Genomic DNA, 24,391 nt, shown 5'->3' with positions numbered 1-24,391 from the left:
CGCCATGCCGCAGTTCTTTATTGACCGCCCGATCTTCGCCTGGGTGGTCGCCCTGTTTATCCTGCTGGCCGGCCTGCTGGCAATCCCGCAATTGCCGGTGGCGCAGTACCCCAACGTGGCTCCGCCGAAAGTCGAGATCTATGCGGTGTACCCCGGTGCGTCGGCGCAGACCCTGGATGAAAGCGTGGTGAGCCTGATCGAGCAGGAGCTCAACGGCGCCGATCACCTGCTGTATTTCGAGTCCCAGAGCAGCCTGGGTTCGGCCACCATCACCGCCACCTTCCAGCCGGGCACCAACCCGGAAATGGCCCAGGTGGACGTGCAGAACCGCCTCAAAGCGGTCGAGCCGCGCCTGCCGCAAGCGGTGACCCAGCAAGGCTTGCAGGTGGAGAAAGTCTCCGCCGGTTTCCTGCTGCTGGTGACCCTCACCTCCAACGACGGCAAGCTCGATGACGTGGCGCTGAGTGATTACCTGGCGCGCAACGTGATGAACGAACTCAAGCGTCTCGACGGTGTGGGCAAAGCTCAGCTGTATGGTGCCGAGCGCGCCATGCGCATCTGGATCGACCCGCAGAAATTGATCGGCTTCAACCTGACGCCGGCCGACGTGAATGCCGCGATCAGCGCGCAGAACGCCCAGGTCTCGGCGGGCAGCATCGGTGATTTGCCGGGCACCAACACCCAGGAAATCACCGCCGCGATCCTGGTCAAGGGCCAGCTTTCAACGCCAGCCGAATTTGCCGACATCGTGCTCAAGGCCAACCCCGACGGCTCGACCGTGCGCATCGGCGATGTGGCGCGGGTGGAAGTCGGCAGCCAGGAATACCAGTTCTCCACCCGCCTGAACGGCAAGCCGTCCACCGCCGTCAGCGTGCAGTTGTCGCCCGGCGCCAATGCGCTGAGCACCGCCACCCTGGTGCGGGCAAAGATGGACGAGCTGTCGCGCTACTTCCCGGCCAACGTGGAGTACAAGATCCCGTATGACACCTCGCCGTTCGTCAAGGTCTCGATCACCAAGGTGGTCTACACCCTGCTCGAAGCGATGGCACTGGTGTTTGCGGTGATGTTCCTGTTCCTGCAGAACGTGCGCTACACCTTGATCCCGACGCTGGTGGTGCCGATTGCCCTGATGGGCACTTTTGCCACCATGCTGTTGCTGGGCTTCTCGATCAACGTACTGACCATGTTCGGCATGGTACTGGCCATCGGCATCCTGGTGGACGACGCCATTGTGGTGGTGGAGAACGTCGAACGCATCATGGCCACCGAGGGTCTGTCGCCCAAGGAAGCGACGAAAAAAGCCATGGGCCAGATCACCGGGGCCATCATCGGCATTACCCTGGTGCTGGTGGCGGTGTTCCTGCCGATGGCGTTCATGGCCGGTTCCGTGGGGGTTATCTACCAGCAGTTCTCGTTGTCGATGGCCACCTCGATCCTGTTCTCGGCATTCCTCGCCCTGACCTTGACCCCGGCCCTGTGCGCCACCTTGCTCAAGCCGATCGCCAAAGGCGAACACCATGCCAAGGGCGGTTTCTTTGGCTGGTTCAACCAGCGCTTTGAAAGCCTCACCGACCGTTATGAAGGCTGGGTGGCGTATGCCCTCAAGCGCAGCGGGCGTTACCTGTTGATCTACCTGGTGCTGCTGGTGGGCCTGGGCTGGATGTTCAGCCGCCTGCCCTCCTCCTTCCTGCCGGTGGAAGACCAGGGCTACACCATCACCGACATCCAGTTGCCACCGGGTGCGAGCAAGAACCGCACGGTGCACGTGGCCGAGCAGATCGAAGCGCACAACGCCGAGGAACCTGGGGTGGGCGACACCACCATGATCATGGGCTTCAGTTTCTCCGGTTCAGGGCAGAACGCCGCGCTGGCGTTTACCACGCTCAAGGATTGGTCGCAACGCAGCAGCGATGATTCGGCCTCGTCGATTGCCGACCGCGCCAACATGGCCTTCAGCGAGCTCAAGGACGCGGTTGCCTACGCGATCCTGCCGCCGCCGGTGGACGGCCTGGGCACGTCCAGCGGCTTCGAGTTCCGCCTGCAAGACCGGGGTGGCGTCGGTCATGCCGCACTGATGGCGGCACGTACTGAATTGCTGGCCGCCGCCGAGAAAAGCCCGATCCTGGCCAACGTGCGCGAAAGCGCCCTGGCCGAAGCACCGCAAGTGCAGCTGGAAGTGGACCGCAAGCAGGCCAACGCACTGGGCGTGTCCTTTGCGGACGTGGGCAACGTGCTGTCCTCGGCCATCGGTTCGGCCTATATCAACGACTTTCCCAACCAGGGCCGCATGCAGCGGGTGGTGGTGCAGGCCGAGGGCGACCAACGCAGCCAGGTGGCGGACTTGATGAAAATCAACGTGCGCAACAACGCTGGCAAGATGGTGCCGCTGTCGTCCTTTGTCGAAGCCAAATGGACCCAGGGCCCGACCCAGCTGACGCGCTATAACGGCTACCCGGCCATCGCGATTTCCGGCGAAGCGGCACCGGGACACAGCACTGGTGAGGCGATGGAGGAGATCCAGCGCCTGGTCAGCCAGTTGCCGGCAGGTTTGGGCCAGGAGTGGACCGGTTTGTCGTTGCAGGAACGCCTGTCCGGCGCTCAAGCACCCTTGCTGTTGGGCTTGTCGCTGCTGATCGTGTTTCTGTGCCTGGCGGCGCTGTATGAAAGCTGGTCGATCCCGACCTCGGTGTTGCTGGTGGTGCCGCTCGGTGTGCTCGGCGCGGTCGTCGCGGTGGGCTTACGTGGCATGCCCAACGATGTGTTCTTCAAGGTCGGCCTGATCACCATCATCGGCCTGTCGGCGAAGAACGCGATCCTGATCATCGAGTTCGCCAAGGACCTGTATGACCAGGGTGAAGACCTGGTCACCGCCACCTTGAAAGCCGCACGCTTGCGTCTGCGACCGATCATCATGACGTCCCTGGCGTTCATCCTCGGCGTGGTGCCGTTGGCGATTGCCACGGGCGCCAGTTCCGCCAGCCAGCAAGCGATTGGCACGGGGGTGATTGGCGGCATGATCACGGCAACGCTGGCGGTGGTGTTTGTGCCGGTGTTCTTTGTGGTCGTGATGAAGTTGGTGCGTAAACGCCACAAAACAGACTGATCAACGCCCCCCTGTAGGAGCTGGCTTGCCAGCGACGCAGACACCTCGGGCTTTCAGACACACCGAGTCGATGCGATCGCTGGCAAGCCAGCTCCTACAAGGGTTATGGTGTTCACATACAACTGCCTGTGAGCCTCCATGCCCTTCCTCGCCCGCACCCACCCTCGCCTCTCCGCTGCTGCCGTGTTCGGGATTACCTTGGGCATCCTGGCGCCGGCCGACAGCCTCATCAGCAAAATCCTCATAGGTTGGAACGCCGGGGTTTGGACCTACCTGGTGCTGATGCTGTGGCTGACCCGCCGCGCCAAAGCCGAAGACGTCAAACGCATCGCCGAGATCGAAGATGAAAATGCCGGCCTGGTGCTGTTCACGGTGTGCATCGCCGCCCTCGCCAGCCTGGCGACCATCACCTTCGAACTGGTGGGCAGCAAAGACCTGGCCACCTCGGAACGCCTGCTGCACTACGGTTTCACCGGGCTGACGGTCATCGGTTCGTGGTTGCTGATCGGAGTGATCTTCAGCGTGCATTACGCGCGTCTTTATTACACCTGGGACGGCAAGGAGCCGGCGCTGCGTTTTGCCGAGGGCCTGACGACGCCCAACTACTGGGACTTCCTGTATTTCTCGTTCACCATCGGCGTGGCGGTGCAGACTTCGGATGTAGGTGTGGCCACGCGAAGCATGCGCAAGGTGGTGCTGGGGCAGTCGTTGATCGGGTTTCTGTTCAATACAGCGATCCTGGGATTCTCGATCAATATTGCGGCAGGGCTTTTCGGCTAAGCGATACCCTCTCGTGCTGAGCACTTGCTTAAGCCTAAAAGAAATAAAGAACCGACCTATTGAACTGTCATATCTGACAGTAGATTTATTCAAGAAAACGCGTCTAATTGAAACCTAGGTACGTTGGCTGATTCGAGGACAGTTGTCGATAAAGCCAGGCACCGTTCAGTGTTTTGACCTATTCATCAAAGATGGAGACACAATCATGCCAGCACAAACTGCAACGCTGAATTCCCACCAACAGAGCGTATTGATCCCCTGGGCACTTGAGGCAGCGGGAACCTTCTCTGTGTTCCTGGATGGCCAGGACATCGACATCCAAACCATCACTATTGTGAATGACCCCTCCCAACGCATTCTGCGTATTACCGGGCGCAACACCGTGGGCCAGGATACAGTGCGGGAAATCGACATTGAGTTTGCGGATCACACGCCGGCCGGCACGACGTTCATTTTGGAGGATACTGAATTCACCTCCACCAGAATCTGGCTATCGGTCAAGACAGCGACCGAATCCTATGCTGTTCGCGGCGTTAACGGCACCTTGTCCATTCAACAAATCTCCCCGCAGCTTATCAAGGTACAAGGCGCCGCCGTTGCTCGCACCGATACCGACCCGAACGGACAGAAACACGACTTGATCATTAACTTCGACATTCGCACCTGAACCAGCAAACAAAAAAAAGCCCGTATCTAGCGATACGGGCTTTTTCCTAATCGGGATTTACCAGGTGTAACGAACACCCACGTTGGCACCCCAAGGCTGTTCAACTTTGCCGCCGCTGCTGTGTTCAAGGTCAGCATGCAGTTGCAGGTTCTTCGACAGCTTCACCGCTACCCCCGCACCGAACTCGGCACGCGAGCCAGATAGGTCGTTGTTGAATACATTGTTGTTCACCGACACCTTATTGTTGTTGGCAAACTCGTGCACCATTGCCGCCCGCAGGTAGGGCTGGACCACGCTGCCACTGTCGAGTTGGATATCACGCCCAACCGTTGCACCGGCCTTGGCCATGATCGAGCGAGTGCGCTCACCCTTGGCTTGCAGGCCATTGTCCAGGTTGTAATTGGCACCCTGGATCACCACGGTCGACACCTGGGCATACGGCTCAACAAAGAAGCCGTCATCGAGCTTGATGTTGCGACCGAACTCAGCCGACAAACCACCACCGGTGTTGTTGTACTTGCCTTTCGACGTGGTGCCATCGCTCAAACCGACCTTGGACTCGTTGTGGAACCGGTTGACCTTGGCGACCGCATCGAAATACAGGCCACTCTCCTCGTCCAGCCATGTGGCATAAGCGCCCAGGTAGTAGCTTTTCACGTTACCGGACGTACCGCGTTTGAGGTTCAGGTCAGATGTGCTGTGACCGGCCATCACACCCACCAACCACTGGCTATCGGCCAGCGGCATGTCGGCGCCCAGGGTAAAGCCCTGTTGAGTCTGGTCGTAGCCTACGCCCGTGCTGTCAGACACTTTGTATTTGTTGCCATAACCGCGTATCCACAGACCCGACTGGCCCGGTTCGAAGCGCAATTCACCCATACGGGTACGCAGTGAAGTTGCCTCGCCGTACCACACGGTAGGTGCAGTATTGAACAGCGCCATTACCGAACGCGTGCCAGGGCTGATTACGCGATTGTTCGGGTCGAGGAACCAGTCGGTCCCTTCCTTTTTCAAGCCGTAGGAGTAGGCACCTACGTCGACCACATCGCCCACCAGGGAGAAATGGGCGTCGCCGCCACCGGTGTGCACGATGCGAATGTCTTCAGGGTCGACCGGCTCCGCACCGCTGGCAGCAAGCAACAGGCTGTGATTGCCCTTGGCCTCACCGTCGATGTTAAGAAAGTCCGTGATACCACGGGCAAAATCGGTGCCCATGACAAAGGTGCCGTTGCCTTCCAGGGTGTCCAGGTCCAACTGATAAAACGCATCAGTGGCACCAAACTTCACCGTGCCACCAGCCAGGTTCAAGGCGCCCACCTGGCTGTCGCCGGTCAACTCCCAAAAAGATGCATCGCCCACGTTCAGGCTGGTGACATTTTTCAACTGGCCGGTAAGGCCGGCATTGTTCTGCAGGCTCAAATGCGCGGTGCTGCCATCCTCGACAATCACATTGCCGTTCAAACGACTGTTATCGATATTCATATTGGCGGTCGCGCCACCGTTCACTTCCAACAGCGTGCCGTTACCACCGGTCAAGGTCGAACCATTGCGTACGTCGATGTCGACCGTCGGAACACGACCCGGCCTGCCTTCTACAAGAATCGCGGAACCCGTGCGGCCTTCGACATGCGAGTTGTCCAGCACCAGCTTGCCGGTTTCAGCGCTGTTCAACAGGTTCGTCATGAGTACACCGTTCTTGCCACCGATCAATGTACTTTGGCTGGCGGTTACGAGCGCGCCGCTGTCCAGTCGAACGCCGGCACTGTCGGCACCGGTGCCTTCAACCCAGGTATTTTGGTTGAAATGCAGCTCGCTGTTACCTTGCGCAAGCGCACCGGCAGTAGCGCCTTTGATGACACTGCTGAACACTTCAGCAACCCCACCCTTAAGCGAACCGGCACTCTGGAACGCCTGCAAGCCAAAATTGGTATGGCTGATCAGGGTGCTGCCGGTTATGGTTGCGGTGCTGTCATCCAGGCGTACGGCGCCAAACGACGGGTTGCTCGACTCCACATGTGCACCAGTGAGACTGACAGTCGAGCCTTGCGTAGCGCGGATATCATTCACTCGACTGCCGGCGTTCACGATCAACGCCGAATCATTGACCCGGATACTCTGTGCAGCGGCGCCATTAAGGGTCAGTTCGGACTTATGATCCAATTGCCAGTCTTTGGACGTTTCACTGGCGTCAATGGTCTTTTGTTCGCCAATCAAATGATCGGCGTGGGCAGCCCCATGAACCGCTGCAAACATAAGCAGGGTCATGGTCGGGACTTTGATAATCGCGCTCAGGGGCTTGAGCTTGAAGTGGGCTGGTACGTGCATGGTCGTTCACTCTCTGGGGTTAGAGCCGATGAAAACGGTTTGGCTCGTTCCCAAGGAATGGAGCCTTACCTGTGCGGCGCAGAGAGTACGGATAAAGCATCCCAATCTATGTAGGATTTATCTTATTAAGGCGAGTGAACCGGCAGCGGTCAGGGCAGGGGGAAATACTTGCGCAAAACAAAAAAGGGGAGCTGCGCTCCCCTATTCTTTTCAGGCTTGATCAAGGTGAGGGAATATTGGTCCCATCGCAGAAGTAGTGGGTGTTCGCCAACGTGCTACGTATATCCGATGGCTCACCATAGCCGGTCACTCCATTGCTCAAAACCGTCTCATAGGTCGCCGCGCACGTCCCCCTCGGGGCCTGAGCCAGGTAAGGCTGGTAGTCAATTTCGAACGTGATCCCGTTGTCGATGTCGGCTTGGCTCAAGCTCGGGTGAGTAAGCGTCAACGTGAACGGCCCGGCTGGCAGGCCGGCGTAGGTATTGTGAAGGCTCAACGTCAATGTCAGTGGCATACCGACGGCCATGCGTGTATCGCCTGGCACATGAACCTTACCAAACAGCACGGGCGGAGTGCCGGGCGTCCGAGTCTCCAAGTCCGAACAGAACCAACGACCCGCAGTCGTAACCACATACTGTGCTTTCGCCAACTCCACGACGACGGCGCCCTGCACATCGACCGTGGTGGGTGGCGACTCGTTTTCGTTGGTTGTCGCCGGGTCGAGGACCAGATACTTGATGGTCTTCATGTCGTTGCCATGACGGGCGACTACGTCCCAGTCAATAAAGAACGAGATCGGATTGGCCGTCGCGCTGACAGGGAACGGTCCGACCCGCTCATCCTCCCAGAGGAAGATGATCGACTGTCCCGAATGCGGCAACTCTGCAACGGTCCACGGTGCGATGTCCACGCGTACCTGTTGATTAGCATGGGCAGGCAGCAATACGTCCGGAGTGGTCGAGCCAGCACCGAATACGTGGGCCTGGTTAAGGTTGGGGTTGGGTGAACCCGGCTCACCAGGGTTGACGGGACCGCCTACCGACAAATCGAGCATGAACGTGTGAATGAACGAAGGGAAAGAAGTACCATTGCGGGAAATCCGATACTGTACGGTCGTCGGCTGTGGCCCAATGGCCTGGGTATAAGCGGCACGGAATTCAGCCTGCAAATTACCGAATTTCTGCGGGAACGTTGTGAATGGCATTCCCAGACCGTTGTAACCCCGGCCACCAATATTCACTTCCAGCCGATCAAGCAAGGGGGCGTGATTGTTATACGTCCTGACCCATACTTCAGGGTTAAGCAGGTAATCCTTGATATCAATCAAGTTGTCTGTTTCACCAAGATCGGGTACAGGTGCCAGCGGTAAATGCGGGGTTCCGCGTTCCGGATCGTCGATCAAGGCAACGCGCCGAGTTTCGACGAACGAAGGGCGACTGACGTTACCCGCCCGGTCTGTGAGGGTGTAGAACGCGTAGTAGTCCCCACTCAAATCAATCATTGCTGCCGGCAGGAAAAACGTATTGCCTGTCGGCAGCATTGGAATCCCACCGGAGGGGCTGACGATGTCCGCTGGGCGCGGGAACATCACCGGGCTCCAGTAGAAGGTAATGAAGTCACCGGCCTGCCACCTGCCTGGGACAGGCACGAAGGTGTTATCAGGAATAACGAACTCCACCCCGCCATGCATGACCAAATATGCGTTGTCGATCACCGCACCTACGGGAAGCGTTGCGGGCCATCCTACTGCATCGGGCTGATCACGAAAGGTGGCATCGGAATAGGGCGAAAGCAGGTCAACGGTAAAATTACCAGGGTCCGAGGGTTCTCCCGTCGCTGCCGGTACACCACCGAGGTTGAGGTATTGAACGCTACGTAGCAGATAGAAACCATGCCGGAAACCACCTGCTGGCGCGCGTACGGTGATATTGAACCTATCAGGGATAGGGAAAGTAGGGTCCGTACTCATTTGCATCGGCGATGTCACAGGAACCCAGACCTTTAACGGTTGCGAATCGTCCGCCATTTCGACTTGGATAAAATCATCGTAATCTGAAATGTCGCCCGTTTTGCATCGTACAGTGAGGTCGGCCGTCGCATTACGGGCCAAAATCGTCCCGGTGGCATCATCCAATGCCCCCACAATAGTGGGAGCGGCTGGGGCTGCCCGGGGGGTCAGTGGCATATTCGGATTGCTGCTCATTTTTGATGATCTCCACGTTCGTCCAATATAGGTTTCTTACAAAAAACCACTCATCCGCCGGGCTGCGTTCGACCTCCGACCTCAAGTGCCAACGAACTCATTTCCCGGCAATACCTCTCCCTACCGCTTCATATGCGGCATAGCCAAAACACTAAATGCTTGCAATGAAATCCGCCTCGGTGCCCCGATAGCGCTAAACACACAGGAGGCTGTGCGTGTGCGCGACGGGGTCAGGGCTCGGGCGCATTGCCGTCAATCCAGCAATAGCGAGTGGGTGGCGCCGACGACACTACGCGGTCAAACCGTGCGAACCGGGAGGCAGACCGGCCAATCAATCCCCCCCCCCTGTACACCCTGTAATTCGCCTCCCCCCCCGCATTTTCCTTGAGCGGGCGGATCAAACGTTCTACATCGAGAATCCAGAAGGAATAACCCAAGGCGTCTGCCACCCCGTCCCAAATGTGACTTTGTGTATCGACGATGTCAGGAAGTGGATTCACATCGGGGGCCTGGCCGTATCCCTGAAAGTGCATCACGACCAAGTCCCCGTGTTGGATACCCGTGCCCGGGCCTGTATTCGGGTCAATGCGAATTTCGACGCCGAACCAGATTTTGGGTGTGCAGGCGCACGTCATAAATCTGTTCGGGTTCGCTATCGGTTCGGAGTCAGCCTGCGGAAAGCGCGGCCGCATATAAGTCGGGGCGGGCAGCCCCACTCGCAGCGCGGCCTGCGCTACCAGGGAAAACTCTGGGTTGAGATTACCGGCGCGATCGCGCAGCCGGTAGAAGCAAAAAATAAAAGCAGCACCCGGGAAATTCTGGAACACCGTACTGGGGACATTCACGAATATTTGCCCAGTAGCACTGATCAGCGGCGGGGAAACCACAGCGGGAGCACCGGTCGGTAATGTGTTCATATCCGAAAAATACATCAGTATTTCATCACCAATCTCACGTCCCAGATAACCCCCGGGAACTTCCATAGGCACCAGTGGCGTCATGCCCAAGTAAGCGTCAGTGATCGGATCAACCGGAAAAATGGCGGGTGGCAGCGGCCCTCCCACCCCAGGCGCATCGCGGTCTATTCTGAGCAGTGTGGGCTCAGAAATATCGAAATTTGGTGAGGTTGGCGAGTCGAGATGGATTCGAAAAGAGAGATCGACAATCGCACTTCTCAGCAGGAAAGCCTGGGGGATTTCAAATGGATAAGGAAAGTCCCCAGCGGTGAGTGGGCCATCCAGTCGCAAGGCCGGTAGCACGTCGACGGGTGCGGCGCTGTGGTCATCCCATACGGGTACGACGTAATGAGTCTCGCCAGCTTCGGGCAGAAAGGTCCATGGAGTAACGATTTCGCACTCCAGATCGTTGAAATAGTACTGCGCAGGCACTAATCCATCTGGCAGCGCGCGAACCACCTGCGGGCCATCAAAAGCCAGGACGGCCTCAGAACCAGCAGCACCCTTACCCGCCTGTGATTTTTTGGGCTTTGATTTTATCGATTTTGGCTTGCTCATGCCGCCCTCCTATGGACCCAACATCCAACACGCTTAATGCGGTAATGCCGTTAACTTGAAGCCGATTGAACACCCGAAACGCCCGCCCGGATACTGTCAGAACTAACAGGTGCAATTGCCACCCGTCGGACTCATCAACCTGAACACGGTGTCATCCTGCGAATTTCCTCTTGACTGCAAGCAATGGCTGGTGTCTTCTGAAACCGGTTTCAGTGCAATCCGAATTCCAATAAGAAAGGCTCTACCGTGACCTCATTTTCCGCCGCCCAACGCAGCCGCGTGACCATGCTCGACGTGGCCCAACACGCCGGCGTGTCCAAAGCCAGCGTGTCGCGCTTTATCGGCGACGACCGCGCCCTGCTCTCCGATGGCATTGCCCTGCGCATCGAGCAAGCCATCGAACAACTCGGCTACCGACCCAACCAGATGGCCCGTGGCCTGAAACGTGGGCGCACGCGCCTGATCGGCATGTTGGTGGCCGATATCCGCAACCCCTATTCCATTGCCGTGATGCACGGTGTCGAAACCGCTTGCCGTCAACACGGCTACAGCCTGGTGGTGTGCAACACCGACCGCGATGACGAGCAAGAACGCCAGCACTTGGCAGCGCTGCGTTCGTACAACATCGAAGGGTTGATCGTGAACACCCTCGGCCATCACCTTGACCAACTGCTGGAACTGCAACGGGAAATGCCCCTGGTGCTGGTGGACCGCAAGGTCGAACCGCTGCACAGCGACCTGGTCGGCCTGGACAACCCGGCGGCGGTGCGTATGGCGGTGGAGCACCTGGAGCAACAGGGTTATCGCGATGTGCTGATGGTGAGTGAAGCCACCGATGGCACCAGTTCGCGCCTAGAGCGCCTGAACAGTTTCAAGGCTGAAATCGCTAGCCGCCCGGCATTGACCGGCGCTGTGTTGGCGTTGGATGAAACGCTGCAAAAACACCTGAAAACCTTTCTCGCAAAACCTGGCCCCAAGGCGCTGTTCTGCGCCAACGGTGTCGCGGCGTTGGCCTGCACCCGCGCACTGAAAACCCTCGGTTGCAACTTGTTCGATGACATCGGCCTGATCGCCCTGGATGACCTGGAGTGGTATCCGCTGGTAGGCACGGGCATCACCGCCCTCGCCCAGCCCACCGAAGCCATCGGCGCCAGCGCATTCGACTGCCTGCTCAAGCGCTTGCGCGGCGATACCGAGCCGACACGCACCCTGGACTTCCTGCCCCAACTGATCATCCGAGGCTCCACAACCCCCTTGTAGGAGCCGGCTTGCCGGCGATGGGGTTCTTGAGGCAAGCGTCCATTTCAAGGACGCTATCGCCGGCAAGCCGGCTCCTACAGATGTTGGTTTACGTATAAAAATGAAACCGGTTTCAGAGGTAAACAACAATGCATAAATACCCCGTCTCCATCAGCCTTTCCAGCTACGGCGCCGAGCTGGTACGTCAGCAGGGCCAGCTTAGTTTCGTCGAAGTCCTCGCCGCCGCCGGCGCCCAGTGCATCGAATGGCGCGAAGAGCTTTTAACGGACGAACAGCCCACCGAACTGGCCCAGGCAGCAGCGCAACAGCATTTGAAGTCGGTGTTCTCATCGCCTTTGGAACTGTGGGTCGCCGGCCGTGCCCAAGCGAATGCCGAACTCGCGGCCACCCTGGATCGGGCGCAGGCGTTTGGCTCACGCTGGCTGAAAGTCTCCCTCGGCTACTTCACCGACACCAACGACCTGGAAAGCCTGCACGCCCTGCTCAACCGCCACCCGGTCCGCCTGCTGGTAGAGAACGACCAGACCCTGCACGGTGGCCGCATCGAACCCATGCAGCGCTTTTTCACCGAAGTGGAACGCCTGGGCCTGCCGGTTAAGATGACCTTCGACATCGGCAACTGGCAGTGGCAAGACCAATCCGCCCTCACCGCCGCGCGCCTGCTGGGCCGGCATGTGGATTACCTGCACTGCAAGGCGGTGGCGCGGCGTGCCGACGGCAAGCTGGTCGCCCTGCCGCCTGGCGCCACCGACCTGCATCTGTGGGAACAACTGCTCAAGCACATGACTCCAGGTATTAACCGGGCCGTGGAATTCCCGCTGCAAGGCGATGACCTGGTCGCGGTCACTGCGCAGCAGGTCGCCACCCTCACCCTGCTGGGCCAACCTCGTTCGGAGCATGCGCATGTCTGAGATCGATATCCTCTCGTTTGGTGAAACCATGGCGATGTTTGTCGCCGAACAGACCGGCGATTTGGCCCAGGTGGCTCAGTTCCATAAACGGATCGCGGGTGCCGACAGCAATGTCGCCATCGGCTTGTCGCGCCTGGGTTTCAACGTCGCCTGGCTGAGCCGAGTGGGCAATGATTCGCTCGGGCGCTTTGTGGTCGACACCTTGACCCAGGAGGGCCTGGATTGCCGGCATGTGGCGGTCGATCCGGCACACCCCACCGGTTTTCAATTCAAGTCTCGTGAAGAAGCGGGCGATGATCCCCAGGTGGAGTACTTCCGCAAGGGTTCGGCGGCCAGTCAGTTGTCTATCGCCGCCATCAGCCCTGCCCTGCTGCAAGCCCGCCATCTGCATGCCACCGGCATTCCGCCCGCATTGTCCGAGGCGACGCGCGAGTTGTCCGTCGAGCTGATGACCCAGATGCGCAAGGCCGGGCGCAGCGTGTCGTTCGACCCCAACCTGCGCCCGTCGTTGTGGGCCAGCCAACAGACAATGATCCGCGAAATCAACGCACTCGCCGGCCTGGCCGACTGGGTCTTTCCAGGCTTGGGCGAAGGCCGCCTGCTCACCGGTTTCGATGACCCGGCCGACATCGCCGCGTTCTACCTCGACCAGGGCGCCGAAGCCGTGGCGATCAAGCTCGGCCCGGATGGCGCCTACTACCGCACCCAGATGGACCAGGGCTTTGTCGCCGCCGTGCGGGTGGAAAAAGTCGTAGATACGGTCGGTGCCGGCGACGGTTTTGCCGTGGGCATGATCAGCGCCCTGCTGGAAAACCTCAGCTTCCCCGAGGCGGTACAGCGCGGTAACTGGATCGGCAGTCGCGCCGTGCAAAGCCGTGGCGATATGGAAGGCCTGCCCACCCGTTCAGAGTTACCGATCCGATCCGTTGCCTAACCCACTACCTGTTGCCACAACTACAACAAGCTCAGGAGCAACCCCATGCAAACCGTGAAGCTCGCCACCCGCCGCTGGTGGTACATCATGCCCATCGTTTTTATCACCTACAGCCTGGCCTACCTGGACCGCGCCAACTACGGCTTCGCCGCCGCCTCCGGGATGGCCGAGGACCTGATGATCACTCCCGGCATGTCGTCATTGCTGGGCGCGCTGTTTTTCCTTGGCTACTTTTTCTTCCAGGTGCCGGGGGCGATCTACGCGCAGAAACGCAGTGTCAAGAAGCTGATCTTCGTCAGCCTGATCCTGTGGGGCGGCCTCGCCACCCTCACCGGCGTGGTGTCCAACGCCTACATGCTGATCGTGATTCGCTTCATGCTCGGCGTGGTCGAAGCCGCCGTGATGCCGGCGATGCTGGTGTACCTGTGCCACTGGTTTACCCGTGCCGAACGCTCGCGCGCCAATACCTTCCTGATCCTCGGCAACCCAGTGACCATGCTGTGGATGTCGGTGGTGTCGGGCTATCTGGTGCAGCATTTCAGCTGGCGCTGGATGTTTATCATCGAAGGCCTGCCGGCCGTGCTGTGGGCCTTTATCTGGTGGAAGCTGGCCGATGAGCGTCCAAAGGATGCCAAGTGGCTGAGCGACGCTGAGAAACAGGACCTGGAAACCGCGCTGGCCGCCGAGCAAGTCGGGATCAAGGCGGTGAAGAACTACGCTGAGGCGTTCCGTTCGCCCAAAGTGATCATCCTGGCCCTGCAATTTTTCTGCTGGAGCATTGGCGTGTACGGCTTTGTGCTGTGGCTGCCGTCGATCCTCAAGCAGGGTTTGCAGATGGACATGGTCGAGGCCGGCTGGCTGTCGGCGCTGCCTTATTTGGCGGCGGTGATTGGCATGCTGGTGGTGTCGTGGGGCTCGGACAAGCTGCAAAAGCGCAAGCGTTTCGTATGGCCGCCGCTGCTGATTGCCTCGATTGCTTTCTACGCGTCCTACGTGCTCGGCGCCGAACACTTCTGGTGGTCCTACACCTTGCTGGTGATTGCCGGGGCCTGCATGTACGCGCCGTACGGTCCGTTTTTCGCGATTGTCCCGGAGATCCTGCCGGCCAATGTCGCCGGGGGCGCCATGGCGCTGATCAACAGCATGGGGGCCCTGGGTTCATTCGGCGGCTCGTACCTGGTGGGCTATCTCAATAGCAGCACCGGTTCGCCCGGCGCTTCGTACCTGCTGATGAGCGGCGCGTTGCTGCTGTCGGTGGTACTGACGATTTTTCTCAAGCCCGGCGCGAGTGACCGCACGCCGGCGCCCAATCTTGAATTGAAGGTAAAAGCCGCATGAAAAAGTCTGTCGTGTTGTACAAAAAACTCTCCGCGCCATTGATGGCCCGCCTGCATGAACAGGCCGAGGTCACGCTGGTCGAAGCGCTGGATGACACTGGCCTGGCCAAGCTGCGCGACGCCCTGCCCGGCGCCCACGGCCTGCTCGGCGCCAGCCTGCGCCTGGATGCCAAGCTGCTTGATCTGGCGCCGCAGCTGGAGGCCGTGGCCAGCGTCTCGGTCGGCGTCGACAACTACGACATCGACTACCTGACTGGGCGCGGCATCCTGCTCAGCAACACCCCCGACGTGCTCACCGAAACCACCGCCGACACCGGTTTTGCGCTGATCCTCGCCACCGCCCGGCGTGTGGTCGAATTGGCCGACATGGTGCGCGCCGGTCAATGGAACAAAAACATCGGCCCAGCGCATTTCGGCAGCGATGTGCATGGCAAGACCCTGGGCATCATCGGCATGGGCCGCATCGGTGAAGCCTTGGCCCAGCGTGGGCATTTTGGTTTTGGTATGCCGGTGATCTACCACAGCCATTCGCCCAAGCCGGCGGTGGAGGCACGTTTCGGCGCGCAGTACCGCAGCTTGAATGACTTGCTGCAACAGGCCGACTTTGTTTGCCTGACCTTGCCACTTACCGCCGAAACCGAGAAGTTGATTGGCGCAGAACAATTTGCGCTCATGGGCCCGGAGACGATCTTCATCAATATTTCGCGGGGCAAGGTGGTGGATGAAGCGGCACTGGTGGAAGCGTTGCAGCAGCGCACCATTCGGGCGGCGGGTTTGGATGTGTTTGAAAAGGAGCCGCTGGATCACGGCTCGCCGTTGTTGCGCTTGAACAATGTGGTGGCGACACCGCATATCGGCTCGGCCACCCATGAAACGCGGGAGGCCATGGCCAAATGTGCGGTGGATAATCTGTTGCAGGCGTTGGCAGGCGAGCGACCAAAAAACCTGGTGAATGCCAACGCCTGGAACCGCTGATTCCTGACACACCACAAAACCAATGTGGGAGCGGGCTTGCTCGCGAATGCGGTGTGTCAGTCGATAGACTTCTTGACTGATCCACTGCATTGGCGAGCAAGCCCGCTCCCACATGTTGACCTCATTTCAGGTCAGATAACGAAACGCGCCACCATTCCATTCAAGTCCACCGCCAGGCGCGACAGTTCGTGGCTGGCCGCACTGGTCTGGTTGGCACCGGCCGCCGACTGGGTCGCCAGGTCACGGATGTTCACCAGGTTGCGGTCCACTTCGCGGGACACTTGAGCCTGCTCTTCCGACGCGCTGGCGATCACCAGGTTGCGTTCGTTGATCAGGCTGATGGATTGGGTGATCTGTTCCAGGGCCACACCGGCGGCGCGGGCCATTTCCAGGGTGTCCTGGGTGCGCTGGTTGCTTTGCTGCATCGATTGCACGGCTTCACCGGTGCCGTTCTGGATGCCGGCGACCATTTTCTCGATTTCCTGGGTCGACTGCGCGGTGCGATGGGCCAGCGCTCGCACTTCGTCTGCCACCACGGCAAAGCCACGTCCGGCTTCACCGGCACGGGCCGCTTCAATGGCTGCGTTCAGCGCCAACAGGTTGGTCTGCTCGGCAATCGCGCGGATCACGTCCAGCACTTTGCCGATGTCGCGGCCTTGGGTGGCCAGGCCTTCAATCATCGCGGCGGTGTTTTGTACGTCTTGGGTCATGGTCTGGATCGCGCCGACAGTTTCCACCACACGGTCGCGCCCTTCACGGGCAGCCTGGTTGGACTGGCTGGACGCTTCGGAGGTGGACACTGCGTTGCGCGCCACTTCTTCCACCGCCGCCGTCATCTCGTTGACCGCCGTGGCCGCCTGATCGATTTCATTGTTCTGTTGCTGCAAGCCTTTGGAGGCTTCTTCAGTGACCGCGCTCAACTCTTCCGCTGCCGAGGCAAGCTGAGTGGCCGAGCCGGCGATCTGCTGGATGGTCTGGCGCAGGTTGGCCTGCATGGCCGCCAAGGCGCCGAGCAAGCGCGCCGGTTCGTCCTTGCCGTCATCTTCGATGGCTTTACTCAGGTTGCCACCGGCGATGGTTTCGGCAACCTCCACGGCTTTGCGCAGCGGCGTGACAATGCTGCGGGTCAACAACCACGCCAGCAGCACGGTGAGCAATGCGGCAGCCACGGAAACTGCAATGACGCCCGTAATGGCGCCGTCATAACTCTGCCCGGCTTCAGCGTCAGCGGTCTTGGCATCGGCCGCGTTGATGGCGATGAGCTTGTTCAGTTGCTCGCCCATCTGGTCGGTGCCGTCCTTGATGCGGCTGTTGATCAGTGCGCGCATCTCATCCACTTTGCCCTGCTTGGACAGCGCGAGCATGTCGGCCTGTGCCTTGAAGTAGTTGTCCAGCGTGACCACGAAGGTTTTGTACAGCGCGGCTTCTTCCGGGCCGGCAGGTAGAGCTGCGTAGCTGGCTTGGGCCGTCTTGACCTTGTCGGCGAGCACGCCCATGCGGGTTTCAGCCTCTTGCAGGCTGGCCGGCTCGCGGTTGACCAGCACGCGGAACGACAGGATGCGCAGGCGTAGTACGTTCTCGGTGATGATGCCCAGCGAGGTCACGCTGGGCAGTTGGGTCGCGGTCATTTCCACTGAGGATTGGCGAATCTGTGCCATGCGGTTGACCGCAAACACCCCCAGTAAAACCACTAACAACGCAATGAATGCAAAACCGAGGAACGCTCGAGGGGCAATGTTCAACTGGCGCAGGGACATAGGGAGTGCTCTCAGAAGTAGTGTTTGCAAGCGTCCCTGCCGCGAAACGATCAGTCGGCGTCAACGCGCCGTTCCGACCTGTGGTCACCACTGTTGTCGTTGGTATGTGGGCCTATCCTCGGTATCGGCAGGGCCTGGGGTTTCCCGCAGGTCATTCATAAATATTTTTTTACACTTCTGACGACCGGCGCTTTCTGGCATCCTGCGCCTCCATTTTCTGACCCGAGCCCGTATTTTGTCTGACGCTCAAGCCCCCCGCCCGCGCTATAAATCCGACCTGATCTACGGCCTGGAAGACCGCCCACACTTCACCGCGGCGATTTTTGCCGCGTTGCAGCACGTGCTGGCGAGTTTCGTCGGGATCATCACCCCCACGCTGATCGTCGGTGGCGTGCTGGGCCTGGAAAGCGAAGTGCCGTATCTGGTAAGCATGGCGCTGTTCGTGTCGGGGCTCGGCACCTTTGTGCAGGCGCGCAAGTTTGGCCCGATCGGTTCCGGGCTGTTGTGCCTTCAGGGCACCAGCTTTTCCTTTATCAGCGTAATTCTCAGCGCGGGCTTCATGGTCAAGGCGCGGGGCGGCGGCACCGATGAGATTCTCTCGACGATCTTTGGCATTTGCTTTTTCGCCGCGTTTATCGAGGTGGTGCTGAGCCAGTTCATCGGCAAGCTGCGCAAACTGATCACCCCGGTGGTCACGGGCACCATCATTACCTTGATGGGTTTGTCGCTGATCAAAGTGGCGGTCACCGACATGGCCGGCGGTTTCGGCGCCAGCGACCTCGGCGCCGCCAGCAACATGGGCCTGGCGGCGCTGGTACTGCTGACCATCGTGGTGCTCAACCGCTTCAACAACCCGTTCCTGCGCCTGGGCTCCATCGTGATCGGCCTGACCCTAGGCTTTGTCGTGGCGTGGCTGATGGGACGCGTGGACATGGCCGCATTGCCCCAGGTGCCCTTGATCAGCGTGCCGGTGCCGTTCAAATACGGTTTCTCGTTCGACTGGGTGGCGTTTATTCCGGTGGCGGTGATCTTCCTGATTTCGCCCCTGGAAGCGGCCGGTGACCTGACCGCCAATTCGATGATTTCCCAGCAGCCGGTCAAGGGCCCGCTGTACATCAAGCGCATCAAATCGGGCCTGTTGGCCGACGGCCTCAACTCGGCGATGGCAGCCACCTTCAACAGCCTGCCGATGGTGACTTTCGCCCAAAACAACGGGGTGATTCAGTTGACCGGCGTGGCCAGCCGCTATGTGGCGTACTTCATCGCCGGTCTGCTGGTGCTGCTGGGGCTGTTCCCGATGATCGGCGCAGTGCTGCAACTGATGCCCAAGCCGGTACTGGGCGGCGCGACCCTGATCATGTTCGGCACCGTGGCCGTGGCGGGCATCAAGATCCTCGCCGAAGCCGGGCTGCACCGCCGCAATGTGCTGATCGTGGCGATTTCCCTGGGCATGGGCCTGGGCGTGGCCGCCGTGCCGGAAGTGTTGCGCGACCTGCCCAAGGCGCTGCACAACATCTTCGAGTCGCCGATCACCGTGGGGGCTTTCTGTGCAATCCTGCTGAACATTTTCCTGCCGGAAGAGTTCATAGAGCTGGAAGAAGATGAATTTGATCCAGAGTCCTCGACCCTCAAAGTGATGCAGGATCCGGACGTCACGAAATAGGAGCACTTTTATATGCGCAAGCTCATGGTTCTATCGCTGTTGCTGCTGACCCTGAGCGCCTGCGCGCTGTTCCCCAACCGTGACCCGGTGAACATCAATGTGGTGGGCATCGAGCCCCTGCAGAGCCAGGACCTGGAAGTGCGCTTCGCGGTGAAGCTGCGGGTGCAGAACCCCAATGAAACCGCGATCGACTACAACGGCGTAGCCCTGGACCTGGAGGTCAATGGCCGGCCGCTGGCGTCAGGGGTGAGTGATCAACGCGGCTCCATCCCACGCTTTTCCGAGACCGTGCTGATGGTGCCGGTAAGTGTTTCGGCGTTTTCGGTGTTGCGTCAAACCCTGGGCCTGAGCCAAACGCAGAGTTTGAACAACCTGCCTTATGTGCTGCGGGGCAAACTGGCGGGTGGGCTGTTTGGCACGATGCGCTTTGTTGACCGTGGCACACTGGACCTGCCGAATACGGCCACCTGGTAAACGCCATGCAACCGACGCTTTACACCGAACGCTTGATCTTGCGCCCACTGACCCTGGACGATGCCGAGGTCATCCAGCAGCTTTTTCCCCACTGGGAAGTGGTGCGCTATCTCACCGCCGAGGTGCCCTGGCCTTACCCCGCCGACGGTGCGCACAGCTTCCTTGAACATGTGGCCTTGCCAGCCATGGCACGGGGCGAGGAATGGCACTGGTCGATCCGTTTGAAAAGCGCGCCTGACGCGCTGATCGGCAATATCTGCCTGACGGATACCGAGGACGACAACCGTGGGTTTTGGCTGGGCCGGCAATGGCAGGGCCAGGGACTGATGACCGAAGCCAGTGCCGCAGTCACCGATTACTGGTTCGGCGTGCTCAAGCGGCCATTGATGCGTGTGCCCAAGGCTGCGCCCAACCTGGGGTCGCGGCGGATTTCAGAACGCACGGGGATGCGCTTGATCAGGACGGATGAAGGAGCGTTTGTAGCAGGCACTTTCCCACGGGACATCTGGGAAATGACCCGTGAAGAATGGCTGGCATCACATCCTCTGTAGGAGCCGGCTTGCCGGCGATAACGGTGTATCAGTCACTGCATTGGCTGGCTGAACCGACGCTATCGCCGGCAAGCCGGCTCCTACAGGGGCTATCGTGTTTTAGTCGGTGATGTAGCGCACGCCTGGCTTGGCGCGCTCATCCACCACCAACTCGAATACATCCGGCCGGGCGTAGTGGCCCACCACGTCATAGTCATACCGCGCGCGCACCAATTCATCGGTATTGATTTGCGCCGTCAGCAGCCCGGCTTCTCCCAGCAACGGTCCCGCCAGAATGTCGCCCATGGGCCCGACAATCACGCTGCCCCCCGCAATCAACGGGCGTTCGGCAGGCCAATTGGCGACCTCAATCCCCAGCGCTGCCGGCGACGCCTGTACCTGGCACGCGCTCACCACAAAGCAGCGCCCCTCATGGGCCACATGGCGCATGCTCACCTGCCACATCTCGCGCTCATCTACCGTCGGCGCACACCAGACCTCCACGCCCTTGGCATACATTGCCGTACGCAGCAACGGCATCATGTTTTCCCAGCACACCGCGCCGCCGACACGCCCCACTGCCGTATCGATCACCGGCAGGGTCGAGCCGTCGCCCTTGCCCCAGATCAGCCGTTCTGTACCAGTGGGCATAAGCTTGCGATGCTTGGCCACCAGCCCACCCGCCGGCTCGAAATACAGCACGGTGCAATACAGCGTGCTACCGCTGCGCTCGATCACGCCAAGAACAAGGCTAGCGCCCGTGCGCGCCGACAGTCCGGCCAATGCCTGCGTTTCAGGGCCCGGCACATCGATAGCATTGGCAAAGTAGCGCGCGAAGGCTTCGCGCCCCTCCGGCAGGCGATACCCCAACTGCGTACCAAACCTCTCACCTTTGGGATAGCCACCCAGCAACGCCTCGGGCATTACCACCAGTTGCGCTCCGCTGCGCAGGATCTCGTCTTCATAACCGAGGATCTGCGCCAGGGTTTCGCCCTTGCCATCAGGCAGGGAACCGATTTGCAGGGCCGCCACAGTAGAAACAGGCATCGTGTTCACTCCAGGTAATGGGGGTTGCCCATTCTCCCGCCAGCCTCGATCATGAATAAAGCCCACCTCAGTGCTGAATGATATGAGCCAAATCAATATCGCCCAGGTCGATCTGAACCTGCTGAAAACCTTTGAAGCCCTGCACGACGAATCCAGCGCCAGCCGCGCGGCCTTGCGCCTGGGCGTGACGCAGTCGGCCATCAGCGCGGGGTTGCGGCGCTTGCGCGAGGTGTATGGCGATCAATTGTTCGTGCGCACCGGGCGTGGCCTGGCACCGACCTTGAGGGCCAACCAGTTGAAACCGCTGATCAGTGAAGCACTGGATCGCTGTCGGCAGAGCCTGGCCATGGTCGACCCGCTCAATCAGCAGTATCAGGGGCGCTCCGTAGTGCTGGGGCTGTCGGATGATTTCGAGATTGCCTACGGCCGCAGGCTGATGGATGAGATCGCCCGGCGCGCACCGAAACTACGGGTGATTTTCCGCCAGACCCATAGCCAGATCGTCGCAGGCGCCCTGCTCGACCGCACCTTGGATCTTGCGATCACAGCCGGTGGCTTTGCCCAGGGCCGGTTAAGTCGCCAAGTATTGGGAGAAGGCGATTACCGCTGCCTGGTGGATTCGGATCAGGCCAGCATCAGCCTGGAGGAGTTCGTCACTCGCGAGCACGTGCTGGTGTCGTCAGGCGGATTCATAGGGATTACCGATGAGGGTTTAGCGGCGCAAGGGCTGAGCCGACAAGTGTGTGCGTCCACCAGCCACTTCGCGGCGCTGCCTTTTCTGCTCAAGGGCAGCCAAGCGGTGGCGACCATTCCCGGTCACGCCGCCGAGGCCATCGGCGCGATGACCGGGTTGCGGGTGCTGGCTTGCCCACTGGCCCTGCCGCGCTACCCGGTGGAGTTGGGCTGGCGCACCCAAGCGCAGCTCGATCCGCTGCTGCTGAAAGTGCGTGAAGCGATTGTGGCGAGCTTTACTTAGCCGCCGCCATCAACTTGTTGACCTCACTGCGTACCATGTTGGAAAACTCCGGCGGCGACATGCCGTCGAGTTCGGCGCGCACCCACTCGGCCCACTTGCCCTTGCGCTTGGCGCGCTCACCGAACAAGCGGGCCGCTTCGCCCTTGGCCTTGCCCAGGTTGGTTTGCCACAGGTCATAGAGGCGGGACTTTTCATCTTCCAGCTCGGCACGTTCGGCGAGGGTCTTGTTGGCCAGATTGAAGCTCATGTTGATTTACCTGCTGCACAAATAGGCGACATCTTACACTGTAGGTCGAATTTTCCTGATCCGGATTTTGCTCGAAACGGCCGGTCGGCAAAAAAACTGCAACTTTTGCCAACGCCCGATACTCCATTGTTCACTGTCACATTCACTCGCAAGGAGTCACACAATGGCCCGCAAAACTGCTGCCCAAGCCGTCGAAGACCAAATCAAGGACCAAGCCTTCAGCGAACTCACCGCGCTGATCGAAGAATCGGACAAACTGCTCAAGAGCAGCGCCTCCCTGGTCGGCGAGGAAGGTGAAACCCTGCGCGAGCAGGTCGCCATCAAACTCAAGCAAGCGTTGGACTCGGTGTCCAATGTGCGCGAGCGCAGCAAGCCTGTGGTCGATGCCACCGAAACCTACATCGGTGGCCACCCATGGCAGACCGTGGCGATTTCTGCCGGTTTCGGCCTGGTCGTAGGCCTGCTGCTCGGCCGTCGCAACTGAAACAATCGGGGCTGCGCAACAGGCGCAGCCCCGTTTAACCTTCCGCCAGTGCCTGCAACTGCCTAAGATCTTTCGTGTCCATTTCAATACCTGTCTGCTGGGACTTCGCGCGCGTGCGATGACGTCGATCCCCCGGCAACCGCCGCAACCCCGCTGCATGCATCTGCCGCACCAGTTCCTGGCTGCGCTCGGCAAAGCTTTGCCCGGCGGTTTTGCTCGGGTCGATCACAATCACCAACTGGCCGGTCCAGGGCGTACGTGCCCCCGGATGCTCCGACCAATTGAACTCGAACGAAAAGTTACCGCCCGTCAACGCCGCCGCCAGCAACTCGACCATCATCGACAGCGCCGAGCCCTTGTGCCCGCCAAACGGCAATAGCGCCCCGCCTTCAAGAATGGCCTTGGGGTCCTGGGTCGGCTGACCCAGACTGTCGACGCCCATGCCCGGTGGCAGGCGCTCGCCTTTGCGTGCGGCAATCTGCACGTCGCCGTGGGCGATGGCGCTGGTGGCGAGGTCAAACACAATGGGTGGGCCGTCCGCCCGTGGCGCAGCGAACGCGATCGGGTTGGTGCCGAACAACGGCCGGTCGGCGCCATGGGGCACCACACAGGTCATGCTATTGACCACGCTCAATGCCACCAGGCCTTCTTCGGCAAAGGGCTCGACGTCCGGCCACAATGCGGCGAAGTGATGGGAGTTATGAATCGCCAGCAGCGCAATGCCGGCACTGCGCGCCTTGTCGACCAGCAGTGAGCGGGCTGCAGCCAGCGCCGGTTGGGCAAAACCATTCGCCGCGTCTACCCGAACAAAGCCGCTGGCAACGTCTTCAACGATGGGCACTGCCTTGCCGTTGACCCAACCACTGTTCAACGTCGACACATAGCCAGGCACGCGAAACACCCCGTGACTATGGGCCCCGTCACGCTCGGCGCTGGCGCAGTTCTCGGCCAGTACCTGAGCCACCGATTCAGACGCGCCGTGCCGCAGAAGGATGCGCTGTAACAGTAGCGTCAATGTCTCGTAGCTCAGGTGCGTGGTTGAAACGTCGTGATCCAAAGGCGATGCAGACATCGGTAGCTCCCGTTTAATTATTGGAAGGGGCACTGCGTACGAACAATCGGCAGTAACGATTAAACAGTGTTTCGCGCGTGACTGTCGACCACGACACGCAGCCCGGCGTGTCAGACATATCTACTGCCGAAC

20 protein-coding genes are annotated in these 24,391 nt (G+C 60.0%); 13 read left to right on the top strand and 7 right to left on the bottom strand.

The genetic code is table 11. The annotated features are described in order from the left end of the window. The first annotated feature begins 4 nt into the window (after positions 1-4). The 3 genes from U367_RS0104870 to U367_RS0104860 all read left to right on the top strand — a co-directional run bounded on the left by U367_RS0104870 (position 5) and on the right by U367_RS0104860 (position 4,550). Complete coding sequence (locus tag U367_RS0104870; protein WP_028615922.1) at positions 5-3,103, top strand: efflux RND transporter permease subunit; 3,099 nt, start codon at positions 5-7, stop codon at positions 3,101-3,103. A 138-nt stretch (positions 3,104-3,241) separates the two neighbouring features. Further along, on the top strand, positions 3,242-3,883 hold the full coding sequence (locus tag U367_RS0104865) for a DUF1345 domain-containing protein (RefSeq protein WP_028615921.1): 642 nt from the start codon (positions 3,242-3,244) through the stop codon (positions 3,881-3,883). Between the two features lie 205 nt (positions 3,884-4,088). Next, positions 4,089-4,550, top strand: coding sequence for a hypothetical protein (locus U367_RS0104860; RefSeq protein ID WP_028615920.1), 462 nt, complete (start codon positions 4,089-4,091; stop codon positions 4,548-4,550). A 57-nt stretch (positions 4,551-4,607) separates the two neighbouring features. On the opposite strand, the gene U367_RS0104855 is transcribed toward U367_RS0104860, so the two are convergent. The 3 genes from U367_RS0104855 to U367_RS0104845 all read right to left on the bottom strand — a co-directional run bounded on the left by U367_RS0104855 (position 4,608) and on the right by U367_RS0104845 (position 10,592). Beyond that, positions 4,608-6,875, bottom strand: a complete 2,268-nt coding sequence (locus U367_RS0104855; protein WP_028615919.1) for an autotransporter outer membrane beta-barrel domain-containing protein — start codon at positions 6,873-6,875, stop codon at positions 4,608-4,610. Positions 6,876-7,095: 220 nt separating this feature from the next. Further along, positions 7,096-9,078 (bottom strand): hypothetical protein, encoded by a 1,983-nt coding sequence (locus U367_RS0104850; RefSeq protein ID WP_028615918.1) that lies wholly within the window; start codon positions 9,076-9,078, stop codon positions 7,096-7,098. 230 nt (positions 9,079-9,308) lie between these two features. After that, entirely contained in the window at positions 9,309-10,592 is a 1,284-nt protein-coding gene (locus U367_RS0104845; protein WP_028615917.1) for a hypothetical protein, read from the bottom strand. A gap of 246 nt (positions 10,593-10,838) precedes the next feature. Here U367_RS0104845 and U367_RS0104840 point away from each other — a divergent pair, with 246 nt between their 5' ends. The 5 genes from U367_RS0104840 (at position 10,839) to U367_RS0104820 (ending at position 16,009) form a co-directional block, all read left to right on the top strand. Further along, positions 10,839-11,852, top strand: a complete 1,014-nt coding sequence (locus U367_RS0104840; protein WP_028615916.1) for a LacI family DNA-binding transcriptional regulator — start codon at positions 10,839-10,841, stop codon at positions 11,850-11,852. A gap of 128 nt (positions 11,853-11,980) precedes the next feature. Beyond that, on the top strand, positions 11,981-12,763 hold the full coding sequence (locus tag U367_RS0104835) for a sugar phosphate isomerase/epimerase family protein (RefSeq protein ID WP_028615915.1): 783 nt from the start codon (positions 11,981-11,983) through the stop codon (positions 12,761-12,763). Then, on the top strand, positions 12,756-13,697 hold the full coding sequence (locus U367_RS0104830; RefSeq protein ID WP_028615914.1) for a sugar kinase: 942 nt from the start codon (positions 12,756-12,758) through the stop codon (positions 13,695-13,697). The genes U367_RS0104835 and U367_RS0104830 overlap by 8 nt, the downstream gene beginning before the upstream one ends. A 45-nt stretch (positions 13,698-13,742) precedes the next feature. Beyond that, positions 13,743-15,035: an MFS transporter gene (locus tag U367_RS0104825; protein ID WP_028615913.1), complete on the top strand. Its 1,293-nt coding sequence runs from the start codon at positions 13,743-13,745 to the stop codon at positions 15,033-15,035. Beyond that, the gene (locus tag U367_RS0104820; protein WP_028615912.1) at positions 15,032-16,009 is read left to right on the top strand and encodes a 2-hydroxyacid dehydrogenase; all 978 of its coding nucleotides are present in this window, start codon (positions 15,032-15,034) and stop codon (positions 16,007-16,009) included. Before U367_RS0104825 ends, U367_RS0104820 begins: the two co-directional genes overlap by 4 nt. Positions 16,010-16,140: 131 nt before the next feature. Here U367_RS0104820 and U367_RS0104815 read toward each other — a convergent pair whose 3' ends face one another. Beyond that, a complete protein-coding gene (locus tag U367_RS0104815) occupies positions 16,141-17,766 on the bottom strand; it encodes a methyl-accepting chemotaxis protein (RefSeq protein ID WP_028615911.1) in 1,626 nt (541 codons plus the stop codon). A gap of 235 nt (positions 17,767-18,001) precedes the next feature. Between U367_RS0104815 and U367_RS0104810 the strand changes: the two genes are divergently transcribed. From U367_RS0104810 to U367_RS0104800, 3 genes are read left to right on the top strand one after another with little or no spacing between them, the layout of a single operon-like run. Continuing rightward, a complete protein-coding gene (locus tag U367_RS0104810; RefSeq protein ID WP_028615910.1) occupies positions 18,002-19,429 on the top strand; it encodes a nucleobase:cation symporter-2 family protein in 1,428 nt (475 codons plus the stop codon). Positions 19,430-19,441: 12 nt separating this feature from the next. Beyond that, positions 19,442-19,903, top strand: coding sequence for an LEA type 2 family protein (locus tag U367_RS0104805; protein WP_016979398.1), 462 nt, complete (start codon positions 19,442-19,444; stop codon positions 19,901-19,903). Between the two features lie 5 nt (positions 19,904-19,908). Beyond that, positions 19,909-20,454 (top strand): GNAT family N-acetyltransferase, encoded by a 546-nt coding sequence (locus U367_RS0104800; RefSeq protein WP_028615909.1) that lies wholly within the window; start codon positions 19,909-19,911, stop codon positions 20,452-20,454. 99 nt (positions 20,455-20,553) lie between these two features. Here the strand turns inward: U367_RS0104800 and U367_RS0104795 are convergent, their stop codons facing one another. Continuing rightward, a complete protein-coding gene (locus U367_RS0104795; protein WP_028615908.1) occupies positions 20,554-21,480 on the bottom strand; it encodes a carbon-nitrogen hydrolase family protein in 927 nt (308 codons plus the stop codon). 82 nt (positions 21,481-21,562) lie between these two features. Here U367_RS0104795 and U367_RS0104790 point away from each other — a divergent pair, with 82 nt between their 5' ends. Continuing rightward, complete coding sequence (locus tag U367_RS0104790; protein ID WP_028615907.1) at positions 21,563-22,456, top strand: LysR family transcriptional regulator; 894 nt, start codon at positions 21,563-21,565, stop codon at positions 22,454-22,456. On the opposite strand, the gene U367_RS0104785 is transcribed toward U367_RS0104790, so the two are convergent. Then, positions 22,449-22,703 (bottom strand): hypothetical protein, encoded by a 255-nt coding sequence (locus U367_RS0104785; protein WP_003190904.1) that lies wholly within the window; start codon positions 22,701-22,703, stop codon positions 22,449-22,451. The two genes, U367_RS0104790 and U367_RS0104785, sit on opposite strands and share 8 nt — an antisense overlap. Positions 22,704-22,866: 163 nt before the next feature. Here U367_RS0104785 and U367_RS0104780 point away from each other — a divergent pair, with 163 nt between their 5' ends. After that, complete coding sequence (locus U367_RS0104780; protein ID WP_016979401.1) at positions 22,867-23,187, top strand: DUF883 family protein; 321 nt, start codon at positions 22,867-22,869, stop codon at positions 23,185-23,187. A 34-nt stretch (positions 23,188-23,221) separates the two neighbouring features. On the opposite strand, the gene U367_RS0104775 is transcribed toward U367_RS0104780, so the two are convergent. Next, positions 23,222-24,259, bottom strand: a complete 1,038-nt coding sequence (locus U367_RS0104775; RefSeq protein WP_028615906.1) for an Ldh family oxidoreductase — start codon at positions 24,257-24,259, stop codon at positions 23,222-23,224. Between the last annotated feature and the right edge of the window lie 132 nt (positions 24,260-24,391).

The organism is Pseudomonas canadensis (assembly GCF_000503215.1).
GTDB classification, from domain to species: Bacteria; Pseudomonadota; Gammaproteobacteria; order Pseudomonadales; family Pseudomonadaceae; genus Aquipseudomonas; species Aquipseudomonas canadensis.
The sequence above is the reverse complement of the archived record's forward strand: the minus strand, read 5'-3'. Positions and strand labels throughout refer to the sequence as shown.